Annotated in this window: 25 protein-coding genes; 1 reads left to right on the forward strand and 24 read right to left on the reverse strand. The window is 69.1% G+C overall.

The features are described 5' to 3' along the window. Nucleotides 1-14: 14 nt before the first annotated feature. From FCI23_RS00110 to FCI23_RS00225, 24 genes are all read right to left on the reverse strand, one after another. The gene (locus FCI23_RS00110; protein WP_136721346.1) at nt 15-641 is read right to left on the reverse strand and encodes a hypothetical protein; all 627 of its coding nucleotides are present in this window, start codon (nt 639-641) and stop codon (nt 15-17) included. Nucleotides 642-940: 299 nt separating this feature from the next. Further along, on the reverse strand, nt 941-1,306 hold the full coding sequence (locus tag FCI23_RS00115; protein ID WP_136721347.1) for a hypothetical protein: 366 nt from the start codon (nt 1,304-1,306) through the stop codon (nt 941-943). 55 nt (nt 1,307-1,361) lie between these two features. After that, nucleotides 1,362-2,420, reverse strand: coding sequence for a site-specific integrase (locus FCI23_RS00120; protein ID WP_136721348.1), 1,059 nt, complete (start codon nt 2,418-2,420; stop codon nt 1,362-1,364). Between the two features lie 65 nt (nt 2,421-2,485). Next, on the reverse strand, nt 2,486-2,770 hold the full coding sequence (locus tag FCI23_RS00125) for a helix-turn-helix domain-containing protein (protein ID WP_136721349.1): 285 nt from the start codon (nt 2,768-2,770) through the stop codon (nt 2,486-2,488). Then, entirely contained in the window at nt 2,770-3,018 is a 249-nt protein-coding gene (locus tag FCI23_RS00130; RefSeq protein WP_136721350.1) for a hypothetical protein, read from the reverse strand. Before FCI23_RS00130 ends, FCI23_RS00125 begins: the two co-directional genes overlap by 1 nt. A gap of 16 nt (nt 3,019-3,034) precedes the next feature. Beyond that, nucleotides 3,035-3,367, reverse strand: coding sequence for a hypothetical protein (locus tag FCI23_RS00135; RefSeq protein WP_136721351.1), 333 nt, complete (start codon nt 3,365-3,367; stop codon nt 3,035-3,037). Continuing rightward, a complete protein-coding gene (locus FCI23_RS00140; RefSeq protein WP_136721352.1) occupies nt 3,368-3,739 on the reverse strand; it encodes a hypothetical protein in 372 nt (123 codons plus the stop codon). Nucleotides 3,740-3,917: 178 nt separating this feature from the next. After that, entirely contained in the window at nt 3,918-4,499 is a 582-nt protein-coding gene (locus FCI23_RS00145; protein ID WP_136721353.1) for a hypothetical protein, read from the reverse strand. Beyond that, entirely contained in the window at nt 4,450-4,989 is a 540-nt protein-coding gene (locus tag FCI23_RS00150; protein ID WP_136721354.1) for a hypothetical protein, read from the reverse strand. The genes FCI23_RS00145 and FCI23_RS00150 overlap by 50 nt, the downstream gene beginning before the upstream one ends. After that, nucleotides 4,986-5,219: a hypothetical protein gene (locus FCI23_RS00155; protein WP_136721355.1), complete on the reverse strand. Its 234-nt coding sequence runs from the start codon at nt 5,217-5,219 to the stop codon at nt 4,986-4,988. The genes FCI23_RS00150 and FCI23_RS00155 overlap by 4 nt, the downstream gene beginning before the upstream one ends. A gap of 26 nt (nt 5,220-5,245) precedes the next feature. Then, the gene (locus FCI23_RS00160; RefSeq protein ID WP_136721356.1) at nt 5,246-5,461 is read right to left on the reverse strand and encodes a hypothetical protein; all 216 of its coding nucleotides are present in this window, start codon (nt 5,459-5,461) and stop codon (nt 5,246-5,248) included. A gap of 65 nt (nt 5,462-5,526) precedes the next feature. Further along, nucleotides 5,527-5,988 carry a hypothetical protein gene (locus FCI23_RS58090; protein ID WP_211265159.1) on the reverse strand — a complete coding sequence of 154 codons (462 nt, stop codon included), beginning with the start codon at nt 5,986-5,988 and terminating at the stop codon, nt 5,527-5,529. Then, entirely contained in the window at nt 5,985-6,368 is a 384-nt protein-coding gene (locus FCI23_RS00170) for a hypothetical protein (RefSeq protein ID WP_136721357.1), read from the reverse strand. Before FCI23_RS00170 ends, FCI23_RS58090 begins: the two co-directional genes overlap by 4 nt. A 79-nt stretch (nt 6,369-6,447) precedes the next feature. Continuing rightward, nucleotides 6,448-7,866: a replicative DNA helicase gene (gene dnaB / locus FCI23_RS00175; RefSeq protein WP_407645902.1), complete on the reverse strand. Its 1,419-nt coding sequence runs from the start codon at nt 7,864-7,866 to the stop codon at nt 6,448-6,450. Continuing rightward, complete coding sequence (locus tag FCI23_RS00180; RefSeq protein ID WP_136721359.1) at nt 7,779-8,369, reverse strand: ATP-binding protein; 591 nt, start codon at nt 8,367-8,369, stop codon at nt 7,779-7,781. Before FCI23_RS00180 ends, dnaB begins: the two co-directional genes overlap by 88 nt. Continuing rightward, nucleotides 8,366-9,244, reverse strand: a complete 879-nt coding sequence (locus tag FCI23_RS00185) for a hypothetical protein (protein WP_136721360.1) — start codon at nt 9,242-9,244, stop codon at nt 8,366-8,368. The genes FCI23_RS00180 and FCI23_RS00185 overlap by 4 nt, the downstream gene beginning before the upstream one ends. Further along, a complete protein-coding gene (locus FCI23_RS00190; RefSeq protein WP_136721361.1) occupies nt 9,244-9,654 on the reverse strand; it encodes a hypothetical protein in 411 nt (136 codons plus the stop codon). The genes FCI23_RS00185 and FCI23_RS00190 overlap by 1 nt, the downstream gene beginning before the upstream one ends. A 169-nt stretch (nt 9,655-9,823) precedes the next feature. Then, the gene (locus FCI23_RS00195) at nt 9,824-10,321 is read right to left on the reverse strand and encodes a hypothetical protein (protein ID WP_136721362.1); all 498 of its coding nucleotides are present in this window, start codon (nt 10,319-10,321) and stop codon (nt 9,824-9,826) included. Further along, nucleotides 10,318-10,719, reverse strand: coding sequence for a hypothetical protein (locus FCI23_RS00200; RefSeq protein ID WP_136721363.1), 402 nt, complete (start codon nt 10,717-10,719; stop codon nt 10,318-10,320). The genes FCI23_RS00195 and FCI23_RS00200 overlap by 4 nt, the downstream gene beginning before the upstream one ends. Further along, the gene (locus FCI23_RS00205) at nt 10,716-11,051 is read right to left on the reverse strand and encodes a hypothetical protein (RefSeq protein WP_136721364.1); all 336 of its coding nucleotides are present in this window, start codon (nt 11,049-11,051) and stop codon (nt 10,716-10,718) included. The genes FCI23_RS00200 and FCI23_RS00205 overlap by 4 nt, the downstream gene beginning before the upstream one ends. Then, complete coding sequence (locus tag FCI23_RS00210; RefSeq protein ID WP_136721365.1) at nt 11,048-11,980, reverse strand: hypothetical protein; 933 nt, start codon at nt 11,978-11,980, stop codon at nt 11,048-11,050. Before FCI23_RS00210 ends, FCI23_RS00205 begins: the two co-directional genes overlap by 4 nt. Further along, the gene (locus FCI23_RS00215) at nt 11,977-12,486 is read right to left on the reverse strand and encodes a DUF6907 domain-containing protein (RefSeq protein ID WP_136721366.1); all 510 of its coding nucleotides are present in this window, start codon (nt 12,484-12,486) and stop codon (nt 11,977-11,979) included. The genes FCI23_RS00210 and FCI23_RS00215 overlap by 4 nt, the downstream gene beginning before the upstream one ends. Nucleotides 12,487-12,603: 117 nt before the next feature. Beyond that, nucleotides 12,604-12,795, reverse strand: a complete 192-nt coding sequence (locus FCI23_RS00220) for a hypothetical protein (protein ID WP_136721367.1) — start codon at nt 12,793-12,795, stop codon at nt 12,604-12,606. After that, nucleotides 12,792-13,043, reverse strand: coding sequence for a helix-turn-helix domain-containing protein (locus FCI23_RS00225; protein WP_136721368.1), 252 nt, complete (start codon nt 13,041-13,043; stop codon nt 12,792-12,794). Before FCI23_RS00225 ends, FCI23_RS00220 begins: the two co-directional genes overlap by 4 nt. 196 nt (nt 13,044-13,239) lie before the next feature. On the opposite strand from FCI23_RS00225, the gene FCI23_RS00230 reads away from it, so the two are divergent. Continuing rightward, the gene (locus FCI23_RS00230) at nt 13,240-13,842 is read left to right on the forward strand and encodes a helix-turn-helix domain-containing protein (RefSeq protein ID WP_136721369.1); all 603 of its coding nucleotides are present in this window, start codon (nt 13,240-13,242) and stop codon (nt 13,840-13,842) included. The last annotated feature ends 53 nt before the right edge of the window (nt 13,843-13,895 follow it).

A 13,895-nucleotide genomic window follows, 5' to 3' on the forward strand; every position in this document is an offset into this window, starting at 1 on the left:
AAGCGGGCCAGCGATCAGTTGCTGTTGGCGTCCACCCAGTTGCCGCTGAAGTCGTCGACGATCTCGCACGTCGCGATGTTGTAACCCCCCGACGCTGTCCCCTTCGACATGACCTTGCCGTTCACCAACAGCTCGCAGGTAACCTTCCCGCTGCCCTGCAACTGCGCCGTGATCGAGTAGTACTGCGGATGCCCCAGCGGCTTCGTGACGCTCATCGGCGAGTGCCCAGTGAACGACGACCCCGACGGGCCATACATCACATCCGCGCCGCTGCTCCCGGTGACCACGTAGGCGATCGTGTTCGGCTTCGGCTTCGGGTTCGTCGCCGCGGGCTTCGCCGCCTTCGTAGCCGCCTCCGCAGCCGACGCTGTCGTCTCCGCCGGCGCGCTGGATGCAGGCGATGCAGCGGGGCTGGCGGTCTTCGTGTCCGTCCCGCCGCCTCTGGCCGACACGACCACAATGAGCACGACGAAGAACGAACCGGCGAAGATGGCGACGGTCTTACCCCTGCCCTTCTTCGGCTGCGGCCCGCCCGGTACTGGCGCGCCGGGCCCGGCTGGTGGCTGCCCCCAGCCCCCGCCCCACTGCTGCTGGCCCGGCTGGCCCGGTCTCGGCGGCTGCTGTCCCCACTGATCAGACATGATTGCCCCCCAAAGGCGATCTGAATGCGTGCAGCGGAGCATTACAGGACACGACGGGACGCGATACGCCGAGGTACGCATGGTTGCCCGACCGTGACATACGGGGCAGCCCACGCCCGCCCCAGCCCCCGGGGCGAACGGAAGCTATCTCGGCAAAGGTTCGTTCGCCGGCACGAACCCCTTTGCTCGGCGCTAACTTCGTTCGCCGGTACGAAGTTAGATTCCGCTGCGTCAACCCGGACAGCACGAAGGCCGACCCCGTGGCGTGGGGCCGGCCTTCGGTCATCGTCGGGATGCGCCTAGACCGCGTGCGCCCCGCCCGCAGGCGAGCGAAGAACCAGTGAGTGCGGGCGCTTCCGGCCCTTCACTGGCCGCTCGGCGTTGGTCGCCAGGTGCTCGATGAAGACAGACAGCTCCATCGTCATGTCGTGCCAGTCGTCCACGCGGGGGTACGGCCCGCCGAGGCTGTGCGTCGCGGCCTGGCCGCAAGTCCGTTTGTGGACCACGAACATCGGGCTCCGCTCGGTAAGGCCGTCGACGGACCGTTCCATCCACAGCACCAGGGCCATGCCGTCGGCGAACGCCTGCTCGCGGCAGGTGTCACAGACAAACGCCGGCGAGGTGTATCCCGTGTCGCCGACGTTGGTGCTGATGAGCTCGATCATGTGTGGCTGCTCCGTCGGTTGTCGATGCTGCGGGCCAGTCTGCCTTGCGCGCCGGTCAGAGTCCCGTTCCTGTGACCGGGTTGTCCTCCCACTTGTCGACGTCCTCAAAGTAGCCAAGCAATGCTTTCGAGCCGTCGGCCCACCCGCCGTGGCGGCCGATGGTGACGATGTCGTGGCCGGCCTTGCGGGCAGCGGTGGCGAAGCCGCGGCGCAGCGAGTGCCCGGTCCACTGGCCTTTCAGTCCGGCGGCGTCGGCGGCGCGCTCGACGATCAGCGCGGCGGCCTGGGCGGTGAGTCGGCCGGACGGGTCGCCGATCGCCACACCGTGGCGGTACAGCGGCGGCGCCACACGGCCGTGCCTGTCGATCCGCACGAACATCGGGCCGTCGGTGCGCCCCGCCTCGGCCATGGCCTCACGTAGCGCCCTGAGCGTCCGCACGGGGCAGGTGGCGAGCTTGGAGCCGTAGGGGATAGCGACGTCGGAGAACGCCTTGATCTTCTTGCGGTACACGGCCGCCTCGATGCCCTGCTCGGTCTCGACCAGGTCCGCCAGGTCGAGGGCCACCAGCTCGGAGACACGCGCCGCGGAGGCGAAGCCGAGGAGCAGCAGCGCGGCGTCGCGCTTGCCGATGAGGGTGTCGCGGTCGAGGGTGGCGAGCATGTCGCGGAGCCGGGCCGGGACGGCAGGCTGCGCCTTGCGGGCACGGGCGGCGGGATCCTTGGCGCGGGCGAGCTCGTCGCGGTAGCCGGCCAGCACCATGCGGGCACCCTTTGTCTCCGGCGGCTGGACGTTCACGGCCCGGTGCGCGGTGCGGATAGCGGCGATAGCCCGCTCGATGCTGGACGGCGAGAACGGGCGCCCGGTCTTCGGCCGCACGGCGGTCTTCAGATGCGTCACGTACTCGATGACCGTCTCAGGCGCGGCCGGCATCGGGGCGCTCCCAGTGGCGGCGCACCACCCGGCGAACTGCTCCCAGTCCGAGGCGTAAGCGCGTCGGGTGGAGTCGGCGGTACCGGCGGCGAGTGCGGCCCGCGCGGCTTCGGACAGACGTGCGGGTTCGACGGCGGCGACGGCCCCGTGGTGACGGCCGCTCAACTCCAGTTCCTGGTTCATGAGAAGCCATGTTATCTCTAATCAGAGTGTCCGCCTAGGCGATCACCCGGAATCGGTGCCCCGACCTACACGGAATGCCGCGCGGGGTGATCCCTTCCCGCGTCGTCGACTGTGGCAGCGAGCAGTTGCGCCCGCTCCGTCTCGTCGAGCCCGAGCCCGTCGGCCAGTTGCCTGGCGACCGTCACCGACGGGCAGCGCCGCCCGGCCTCGAGGTCGAACAGGTACGACGGGGACAGCTCGAGCAGTCGGGCAGCCTCGCGCATCCGCCAGCCCCGGCGCATCCGAGCCGCGCCCAGCATCGGACCGAGCCCGGCCGGCGGTGTACGGCGCATCCGGATCTCTGCGGCCATCAGGCATCACCCTTTCGCCGCGGGCCCTTGACGGCCAGGGCCATCCGGAGCAGCTGCTCGACCTGCTCGAAGTGGCGGCGCTGCGCCCCGGTCATCTGCGGCAGCTCCTTGGCGAGCCGGTCGGCCCTGGTGCGCCGCCGCTGCTGCCGGTTGGACCATGCGCGGCGACACGGGGGACTGCACAGCCGCGGCACCGGTCCCCGGGCGGGCCGTTCGAACTGCTCGCCGCAGTAGTCGCATGTGAGCATCGCTGGCAGCTCCTTGTCACGCGTAGCCGACGGCCAGGGCCGGATTGGTCGCTGCTCCGCCGATCGTGATGCCGGAGCGCGCGGGGAGCTGGAAGTCGTAGACGCCGGCCGCTGCCGACGCGGCGATGACGCCGATGACCGTGCCGGACGCCGCGGTCGCGTTGTCGTACACGACGATGGCCGCGGCACCGTTCGCGGCGGCGAGGACGATCCTGCCCAGCCGCCCCGGGCTGGTCTTCACGACCTGCGGGCCGGTCGCGCCTGCGGCGATCGACGCCAGCTGGTCCCCGCCGGCCGACATCGAGAATCCGTTGCTGTCGACCGGCGTGAACACAGGGCTGGTGGGCACTTAGATGCCGTCCTTCAGGTAGTCCGACAGCGACATCGGCGCACTGGGTTCCCACGTGCGGAGGCTGTCGGTGGGCCAGAGGTCGACGGCCCGCTGAGTCCAGGGGTCAGCTACCGGGGCGGCGGGCGAGTCGACGTTCTCGGCGAGCCGCTTCGCCTTCTTGGCCTTGGGCGCGGTCTCCTTGGCGCCCACCGTCTTCCGCTTCGCGACCTTCATCTTCGGCACCTTGTTGCCCTTCTTCTTGACCTTCTCCGTCACCGTCTTCGGCGGCGCTCCGGCAAGCTGGGCGAGGGCCATGTACCTGAGGCGGTCGAACTCCGCATCGGTGGCCGGCGGCCCCTCATGGATCGGGGTACGGACTGGGTTCGTCATGGCATCTCCAGATGGTGCGGACTTACGGGGGAAGGGGCGCGCCACCGGGGCGCAGGTCGGATCAAGGCAGATGGAGGAGACCGAGGTCACCGCTGCTCCCCGCCTTCGCTCGCTCGCGCCCTGACGGCGCAGAGCGTGACGTTGACGCCCGAACGCGGCACGCCCCTGGTCATTGGGGTCAGAGCTCGCGGCGGTGGTAGATCGCGGTGAGGAGCTCGGAGCGCTCGATGCGGGACGACGCCCAGCTCGGCATGACCCGGTGCGGGGACGGGGCGGTCCCCTCAAGCTCGGCACGGGCCTCGTTCGCGGCCTGCCGGGCATCGCCGCCGGCCACCTCGGCGGCCTTCGCGGCGGTCAGGCTGTCGCGTACCGCGTCGACACCGGCGAGGGCTTCCGCGAGGCATCGCCGGGCGGTCTCCTCGGCCTCACGCTCGGCCGCCATCGCCGCGGCCAGCGTCGCCCTGGACGCCTCCTCGCGCGCCTGTCGCGCTGCGGTCTCAGCCTCGGCCCGCTGGTGCGCCCCAAGGGCGTGCACGGCCTCCCCGAGGGCCCGCTCGGTCGCTTCGGCGAGGGCCAGGTGAGGGCGGACGGCATCCGCCCGGCCCTTGGCCTCCTCGGCGGACCTGAAGTCCTGGACCTCGAGCGCCGCGGCGAGGTCGGCCTCGGCCTGGCTCAGCTCGCCGCGGATCGTCTCGGCTTCGCTGCGGGCTTCAACAAGCTTGCCGTTGAGGTCCGGGGCCGTCCTGGTCGCGGTTGTCATCGGGGGTCTCCATCAGTCGGCGATTCGTGTATGCGATCACGTCCGCCCGGTGCAGCAGCCAGACGTGCCTTTCGGCCTGCCGGGCGCGGACCCTGCCGGTGACGGCGAGCCGTCGCCACCATTCGGAGGTGAACCCTCCGAGGTCCGCTGCTTGCGCGGTCGTGATCTCTTCCACGACCGAGACTGACGCCAGTTGGGCGACACCAAGAACCTCACGGGCCACAGGCGTTGGGGCTGCCAAAGCGCGTGCCGCGTGCTGCCTGGCTTGGTACCGGGCCGCCGCGCTCCGTGAAGCCTTCAGCACCCCCAGCAGAGCCCTGGACAGCCCCCCGCCGTTCCGGTGGGCCGCATCGAGAAAGGCCGACAGTTCGGCACACAACGGCCCGGGCACCGCTATGCCGTCCCACAGCTCCGACGGCGCCGGCCGGTCGTCCCGGGGTGGCTGTACGCCCTCGTACCGGCGGCTCACCGGCCGCTGCTCTCCGCTCACGACTCATCCCCGGCGGCGTCGATGCCGAGGGTGGCGAGGACGGCATCACGGCCGACGTCACCGACCGCGAAACCCAGCGTCAGATGCAGCGCGCGGGCGAGGACGGCAAGGACATCGAGCGCGTTGGTGTCGGCGAGGAGCTCCTCGACCGACACCGAGGGCGGGTCGAGGGATGCGGCGGTGACGATCGCAATCGCTGCCTGCAGCGGGGCTTTCAACTGGGATTCCATGGCGTTTCCGTTCGTACAGGGGTGGTTCAGGCTGCGCTGAGCTTGGCTATGGGCTCGGTACGGCTGACGAGATAGAAGACGCCGCACGGGGAGCGGCGAAGGCCGAGGCCGAGGTGCCGGTGCTGGGCGCCGCAGTTGGGGCAGGTGACGACCAGCTGCAAGGTGCCGGCGGTCACCAGGTCGACGGCTGCGACGCTGGGCAGCTCGCGGGTGAGGGCGGTGTACTGGGCGGTCTGGTTCATGGGGGGCTCTGTTTTTCCTTGTGGTTGGTGGGGTCGGTCCGGGCGGCGGCTCTCGGGGGACGGCATCAGGCCGCGGCGGCGGGTACGCGGGGCCGGTCGGCGCGGACGAGCCACAGAAGCTCGCACGCGGGGTCGAGGCAGCGCAAGGCGTCGTGCGGGCGGCCGGCGATGACGACGCTGGCGACCCGGCGGGCCATCCGCTCGGTACGGCAGCTCGGGCAGACGACCATGCGGGCGGTCGGTGGCACGGTGGTTCCTCCGGGGGTTGTGGGGGTCGAAAAATCGCGGCCTTCGGGTGCGCGCTCGGCGGCACGTCTGGCGGGCTCAGCGGTGCTGAGGGCATAGCTTTCGCTCGGGCGGGCGGAAGCTATTTCCGCCGCATTGAGGCGCGCGAGCTTCGTCCGGTGCCGCTGCACGAGCCCGGCGTTACGGGCGGCCTGCAGGTCAGCCCGGCGGGTCTTGTCGGCGGCTATGCGGCGACGCGCGGCCTCGATGCGCTCGGCGACGACGTCGTTGACGTTGGTCATCGGGCGGCCATCCGGCGGGCCCGCTCGTACTTCTGGCGGGCGGCGATGAACTCGGCGTCGTTGCCGCCGCGGTCGGGGTGGGCGTCGGCCATGCGCTGCTTCAGTTCGGCCACTGACGGCCGCTTGGGCGGCTGGGGCAGCTCCGGCTCGCGGAGGTACAGGCGCCGGTTGTGAACCCGGTCCCAGATCTCGCCGTCGGCCTCGAGCCTCTGCCGATCGAGGGAGTAGGTGCGGCCCCAGTCGTCGGTGTAGAAGATCCGCTTGGGGGTCTTCTTGGTGATCCGGTGGCGGCGGATCGCGTAGCCCTCGAAGGGCTCGTCCCAGTTGGGGTCATAGATCTCGTGCAGGCACTCGACCTGCTCGGGGTTGGTCTCGGGCACGGTCTTCTCCTTTCGGTGTGATGCTGGGATTACCGGCCGGGCCTGTTGACGGCGGGCCCGGCCGGGCGGGGGTCAGGGGTCAGCTCTGGGCCATGTCGACGAACCGGGAATAGTGGCCCTGGAAGGCGACGGTGATCGTCGCCTCCGAGCCGTTGCGGTGCTTGTCGACGATGAGGTCGGCCTCGCCGGCGCGCGGGGACTCCTTCTCGTAGGCGTCCTCGCGGTGGAGCAGGATCACGATGTCGGCGTCCTGCTCGAGCGCTCCGGATTCGCGGAGGTCGCTCTTCGTCGGCTTCTTGTCCGTGCGCTGCTCCGGGCCGCGGTTGAGCTGGGACAGGACGACTACGGGTACGCCGAGCTCCTTCGCCATGACCTTGATGCCGCGGCTCATAGTGGCCACCTCAACCTGACGGTTCTCGACCCTGTGAGACAGGCCGGCGGTGAGTAGTTGCAGGTAGTCGATGACGACCAGGTCGAGGCCTTCGCCCTGCTTGAGGCGCCGGCACTTTGCCTTGATGCTCATCAGGGTCTGCTCGGTCTCGTAGATGTGCAGCGGCGCCGCAGTTACCCGAGGTGTGGTCTCGGCGAACCGGTACCAGTCCTCGTCGGTCATGCCGTCTTGCATGCGGAGGTGGTGCAGAGCGATGCGGGCCTGAGCCGACATCACCCGGTTCTGCACCTCGCGGCGGGACATCTCCAGGGAGAAGAACGCGGCCGGGCGTCCATGCTTGATAGCGCAGCTCCGCGCGAAGTCGAGCGCCAGCGTGCTCTTGCCCATGGCCGGACGCCCGGCGACGATGACCATCTGGCCGGGCAGCAGGCCGCCCGTGAGGCTGTCGAGGTCCGTGAAGCCGGTGGGTACGCCCTTGCTGCGGCCTTCGCGCTGGAACGCCTCAAGGTCGTCGAGATACTGCTCGAAGTCCTCGCCGATAGCGGTGGCGCGGGAGTCATCGCGAGCAGCGGCGGCGGCGCCCAACTCCGTGTTGGCGGCGTCGAAGATCTCGGCGGCGTCACCCTCGGCCGCATATCCCATCTGGACGAGATGGGTACCGACCTGGATGACGCTGCGCAGCTGGGCGTATTCGCGGATGATGCCCGCGTAGTACTCGGCGTTGGCGGCGGTCGGCACGGCGCTGACGAGGGTGTGGAGGTACGGGCGGTCGCCGACCTTGACCAGATCGCCGGACTTCGCGAGGTACCCCGACACGGTGATCGGGTCGACCGTCTCGCCCTTGGCGAACATGTCGGTGATCGCCCGGAAGATCGTGGCGTGGGCGGGGCGGTAAAACTCGGTGCCGTTGAGGATCTCGACGACGTCCGTGAGGGCTTCCTTGGACATCATCATGCCGCCCAGGACGGCCTGCTCGGCGTGGAAGTCCTGCGGAGGGGTCCGCTCGAATCCGGCGTCGGTCATCGGGCCCTCCGGCGGTCGGCTCCGGTGAACTTCACGATGGTTGCGCCGTCGGCGAGGCGGGAGGCGGCACGGTCTCCGATGAATTCCTTCAGGCCAACCTCGTTCGACGCGACGATCGTTGGCCGCCGGCGCTGCCAGCGGCGGTCGATGATGGCGAGCAGGGCGTCTGCGTCCCAGTCGTTGACGCGCTGGGCTCCGAGATCGTCGATGGCGAACAGGTCCGCCTCGCGCCAGATGCGCAGCCGCTCAGTGTCGACGGGCCGGTCGGTGGCTTCCTTCACCTCGTAGGACGCGGCGATCTCCATACGGCCGCGCCAGCCCTGACGGACCAGAGTCTCAGCGGCCTTCCACAGGGACCAGGTCTTCCCGGTGCCCACCTTGCCGATGAGGATCAGCGCGCCGGGCTCGCCCTGAAGGAACCGTTCGATCCAGCCCTGAATGTCCGGGTGGAGTTCGCCTTCCTCGTCGAAGACCGGGGGCCGTTTGTCGAGGAGCAGGTGGAGGCGGCGCTCGATCTGCTCGCGGCGGGCGCCTTGCTGGGCTTCGGCGAGCAGGGCGGCGTCGTCGTAGGGGTCGTAGTGGTTCACACGATGTCCTCAGGGGTTGCGTTGTGGATGTCGTCGTCGTCGGGGAGGTCGGAGCGGGCGCCGGTGCGCTGCTGCGGGCTGCCCGCGCGTTTGAGAGCGCCAAGGGCGATGTCGAGGGTGGCGCCGGAGATCGAGCGGCCTTCGCGGGCGCAGCGGTCGAGAGCTCGGGCGAGGTCGTCGCGCTCGACGCCGTTGCCAATGGCGGCACGGATCACGGAGCGGACGGCGATGAAGGGCTGGGCACGGCCTTTGCCGTGGTGCTCCCAGAAAGCGGCGGTGAGGGCGTCGGCGACCTGGTGCTTGCCGGGCTTCCGCTGGCCGCTGGCGGGCTTGCCCGCCGGAGCAGTAGAGGAAGTAGTTGAGGAAGTAGAAGGAGTAGGGCGGGTGGTTTTCACCCGCCTACCGGCAGAAAATCGCCCGCCTACTCCGTTAGTAGCCGGGTGGTTTTCGCCCGCCTTGCTCGCAGCCTGCTTGTCTGAGTAGGCGGGTGATTTTGACCCGCCTACGTCCTCCGAGGTGTCGCCTGTCGCGGGTTCGTCTTGAACCGGCTTCGCAAGCGGACACATGCACTCCGGTGCGCCGGGGCATCCCTCCGGCGATAGGTGCAGGAACCGGAACTTGGCGACCTTGCCGTTGTGGCCGCTGGCAGCGCGCTCGATGACCTTCTGTGTCAGGAGCGCGGCGAGGATGCGCCGCATGGCCCGGTCGTCCGGCACGAGCGCCTGTCGCATGATCTCGGGGTCTTCGGTGCTGCTGAAGGTGAGGCGCGTCTTGTCGTTGGCGTCGTCGGCGAGCACCAGAGCGGCGAGCTTCTCGCCCTTGGTGAGGCCGTCGGGAGACCAGAGCTTCACGTCGCGGTACAGCGGGTAGCCCATTAGCGGCTCACCGCCCGGTCGCGGGCCGCGTTGAGTGCCTGCATGGCCTCGGTGTCGCCGCCCCGGTCGGGATGCAGGACAGGCAGCAGAGCCTTGTACGCGCGGTCGGCGAGCGCCTTGTCCATCGCCGCGTACATGGCGTCAGCCCAGGTGTCTGCGGCGCGTCCGCGGCGCGGGCTCTCGGCCCGGCCGGCCTTGGCGTCGCGGACGACGACCTTGAAGCCCTCGGCCGCCAGAGCGGCCTTCAGCTCCGGGACGAGGGTCAGCGAGATCACCCAGCACTTCTCGGCGGCATCCCAATTCCGGAGCCGTGAGGGCAGGGTGCGGATGCACCCGAGGGCCTCAAAGGGGCTGAACACCTGCGCGGTGATGGTGCTGACGACAATGCGGACGGTGGCGTCGCTGGTCATCGGATCACCGCCGAAAGTGTCGCTGTCGTGCTCAACGTGTCGTCCTTGCTCGCGAGCGAGGGGAAGGGCGTGGCGGCCGGAGCCGCCCCCCGCGAGGTCTTGGCTGTCGTGTACGGGTTGGGGCGCGCCGCCCCGCCTGAGCGGGAACCCCGGACGGGGCGGCGCGCCATCACAGCTGGCCCTGGTTGCGGCGGCCGTCGGTGCCCGGAAGGCCGTGCGCGATGAGCTGCAGCTCGGTCTCGTCGGACTGCCACGGGTAGTCGTGCCAGGACCGGGCCCAGCCGTCCGGGAACCGTTCCGGCGCCGGTAGCTCCAGCTGCCCGGCGATAGCCGCCAGGGGGCTGATGGTGGCGTCGTGGAGACCGCGCTCAGCGGTAGCGACCCATAGGCCGTGGCCTTCGATGGAGTCGCCGGCCCGGTCGGTCCAGTAGTCGCGCATGTGGGCGGTCAGCCCGGTGCCGACGGTCATGGACTCCGCCACCAGGTGGGCATCGGCCCAGTGGCGTCCGTCCGGGCTTCGGAAGGTGCCGCGCACGCGGATCCCTCCGAGTACGTGCAGCGGCCCGTCGGGACCGAGGTACGTCAGGCCGGTCTCGGCGCAGAACTCGCCGATCGCGTCCCGCGTGATCTCGGCGCAGGCGGCTATGAGCCGCTCCCGGGTGGTCATCGGCCCTCCAGGTCTTCGGCGCGCTGGATGTCGACCAGTTCGACGTAGGCCTGCAGGAGGTCGCTGAGGTGCTTGCTCTGCTGGTACTCATCGAGCTGCGCCCACGCCTTGAGGCCGATGATCACGGGCAGGCTGTCGGGGTTCTGCTGCTGCATTTCCAGCACGGCCGCGTACAGGGGGCTGTCGCTCTCGTACTCGGACGTGATGTCCGCGAACGCCTTCTCGGGGTCCTTCAGAGCGCACACGTGGCCGTCGCGGAGGGAGCGGACCTGGGCGAGCCCGGTGTCGGTGGAGGCGTCGATGGTGACGGACCGCCAGGGGCACCACGTGCAGGTGACCTGTACGACGGCGGGCCGGGCGGCGTTCACCGGCTGTACGAGGGTGGTCTGCCAGCTCACTGGTCATCACCGTCCACGTGCTCAGCGATCCAGCGGACGATGTCGTCGAAGGTCTCAGCCGGCTTGCCGGTACCGAGGGCAGTGAGGGCCCGCATGGAGACCTCGAATTCGGCGGCGTTGGCGGTTGCGGCGGCGGGGCTGGCACCGCGAGAGGCGAGGTACCGCTCGGCGGCGAACGGGTCGCTGTCTGCCCACGGGGCGGGGGTGCGGGTCTCGATCTCGATCATCAGCTCGACGGTGGCGGCGGCAATCTCATCGCCGTTGTCCATCCCCGTCTCCTTGGCCATAGCGAGGAAGGTGGCGCGCTCCACCCAGGTGTTCGGCTCGTTCATGAGCGGCCCCCAATCAGGCGGTAAAGACCTTCGCGTTCGGACTGCTCGGCTACCTGATGGAGCCGGTACGCCTCCGGGTTGATGTGCTGCGTGATCGCCGCTTTGGTGAGCCGACGGAGAATGGTCGGCGGGATCGCGTCGACCTCAACCGACTCGCCCTCGAAGCTCTTCGACCGGGAGTCGGACTTCTTCGTCGGCCTGGTCGGCAACTCGTACTCATCGATCTGCGCTGGCGTAACGGCGATCCGCTCGAAGATGGCGTGACTGAACCGGTGGCTGTCCTTGATGAAGGCGGTGACCTTGCCCTGGAAGTCCTTCCAGGCGCCGATACCGGAAGGGTCGTGGTCGCCGAGCTGGTAGACGAACACCGGCTTGTTCGCGGCCAGGATCGCCTGCGCCATCGAGTAGCAGAACGTCTCAGAGGCGTAGCCGCGCAGGACCCCGAGAGGAACGTCCCACGCGTCCGTCACCGGGGTGAGGACACCGGATATGGCGTCCTTCTCGGTGAAGACGTGGACCTCAACACCCTGGTCGAGCCAGAGGGCGCGCCGGTAGGAAGCTGCGGCAGCGTCCAGCATCGCGTCGGCGGTGTTCCACGTGGTGGGCTTGACGACCCAACGGGTGCCGTCGGTGATGTGGTGGTACGGGAGACGGCCGGACCTGCGCAGCTTGAGAACCTGCCGGCCGACCAGGCGGTAGCCGTCTTCGGTCTTGTCGACTGCCCCGGAACTTACGACGCGGTAGTAGACGCCCCGAAGGGTGACCGGGCTTTCCTGAGCTACGGCCGCGAGGATGGCGTCGTCGATGACGTCCAACTCGGCGACGGTCCGCCGCTTCCGCTTTACGGTGCTAGCACCGTAAGACCGATCGGCGGCCGGGCGGCCGAGGATGTCGTCCTCGGCCGCGTCGGTTATGTGCCTGTCGGTCACGCCTGCCGCCGCTGGTAGTCGGCGCGGACCTGGACGAGCTGGGCGTGCCGGTCCTTGAGCGAGTCGAGGCGCTCGGCCAGCGTGCGGATGACCGTGGCCAGGCCGTCCGGGTCGAGGCCCTCGATGTAGTGGTCGTCGATCATCTCGATCGTGACGTGCGGCAGTCGCTCAGCGATGGTCGCCGAGAACGGCATGACCCGGATCTCCGAGCCCAGGACCCGGAACTCCTCGGGGTGCCCGTTGGTGTTGAGCGGCAGCGTCACGTTCTCGCGGGGCGTCTGGCACCAAACATCTTCGGCGAACGTCGGCCGCGCGATGTTGTCGCTGTGGTCGATGATGCAGCCGGTCATGCAGGTGAACGTGGTCGGCTTGCCGGTGTTCCGGTTGGTGAACGTCCAGGTGCGGGGCAGCTGCTCGCCGGCCTGGGTGAACGGGACGGCGCGAACGGCGGTGCCGTTGACGGTGGCCTGCGTCTCGTGGCCGATTACCCGGTTGTCTGACATCATGGGATCTGCTTTCACTTGCGCGTCCGCCGTTGGCTTGTCGGTCCTGGGCGGGCGCTGGATGGGTGGCGTTGGCTCCGGGGTTGTAGCGACCTCGGGGCCGCTGCCGTTTTTGGGGCTCTAGGCTGCCGTGTCGCGGGGCTCGGCGTCGGCCTTGCGCCTGCTCGGCTGTGTGAGCCCGAGAATGGTCACGAGACGGCGGACCTGGGCGTCAGTGAGTTCGCGGTCCGCGTAGATGTCGGAGAGCGTCACCTTGGCTCGCGCCGTCTTCACTCGTGCGGGCTGCGCTGCAGCCGTCTGCTCGGCGTTCACGCCGCATCCCGGGCGTAAGGGGCCAGCTGTGCCTGTAGTTCGGTCAGGTCGTAGACACCCGCAAGCCGAGACAGGGTGTCGACGCTGAGTCCGGCAAGTCCGCGCTCCACCTTCGACAGGTGGGACTCGTCCATGCCGGCCTTCGCCGCTGCCTGGCTGAGCGTCCACCCACGCGCCCTCCGAAGGGTGCGTAGGGTTTGACCCGTGCCGAACATACATGCTCGCTGGCCAACACTGGTGTTGGCCATGCCCCGAGACTAGTCTTCTTTGGCATGGCATGCAAGAGCGTTGGGAGGCCAACACCAGTGTCGCCCTGGGGGTAGTGAGTGGTACGTTCCCGGCGTGGGATCTGAATCCGAGGACGACCTCGCCAATAAGCTCGGCAACGAGCTCACGGCCGCCCATGAGGCAGCCGAACTCCCGAGCCTGACGGCGGACGGGGTTGTGTCCTACAACCTGCTGAGAGCCCGTGAACTCCGCGGGTGGACGCAGCTTGAGGCGGCGGAGCGCATCTCCACCTGCCTTGGCAAGACGTGGTCAATCCCGGTCTACGCCGCCGCCGAGCGGGCGCACCGGTCAGCGAGGGTGAAGGAGTTCAGCGCGGACGAACTGGTCGCGCTCTCACGAGCCTTCCGTCTGCCGCTCACGTGGTGGTTGGTTCCGCCGGGGCCGGACACCAGGATCAAGCCCAGGTCCGCAGACGAGGCGATCACTACCGATGACCTGCTGTCGCTGCTGTTCCCTGCCGAAGGCGAGATGCAGACGGATCTGGAGAACCGCACTGCGACACTCTTCAGTCAACTGGCGGCGAAGGCAGGCAGCGGCCAGACGTCGGCCTATCTCGAATACGTGAACCGCCGAAACTCTGCGCTGCAGTCCATGATCTTCAGCGCCTTCAAGGCGGCCAACATCGAATCCGCGCCGGCCGAGCTGGACGAGATTGCCCGGCGACTCAAGATGGCGCTTGGCATCCTCACCTCCGACTTGCAGCACGACGGCTTGGCCGACCCCTCCGCGACGGAAGACCCAGACGTCGCAGGCTCTTGAGTCCAACAACGAAGGGCCCAGGCTCGGGAGAGCGCGGGCCCTTCGTTTTGGCG

Source organism: Actinacidiphila oryziradicis (assembly GCF_005047355.1).
In the GTDB taxonomy this organism is placed as follows: Bacteria; Actinomycetota; Actinomycetes; order Streptomycetales; family Streptomycetaceae; genus Actinacidiphila; species Actinacidiphila oryziradicis.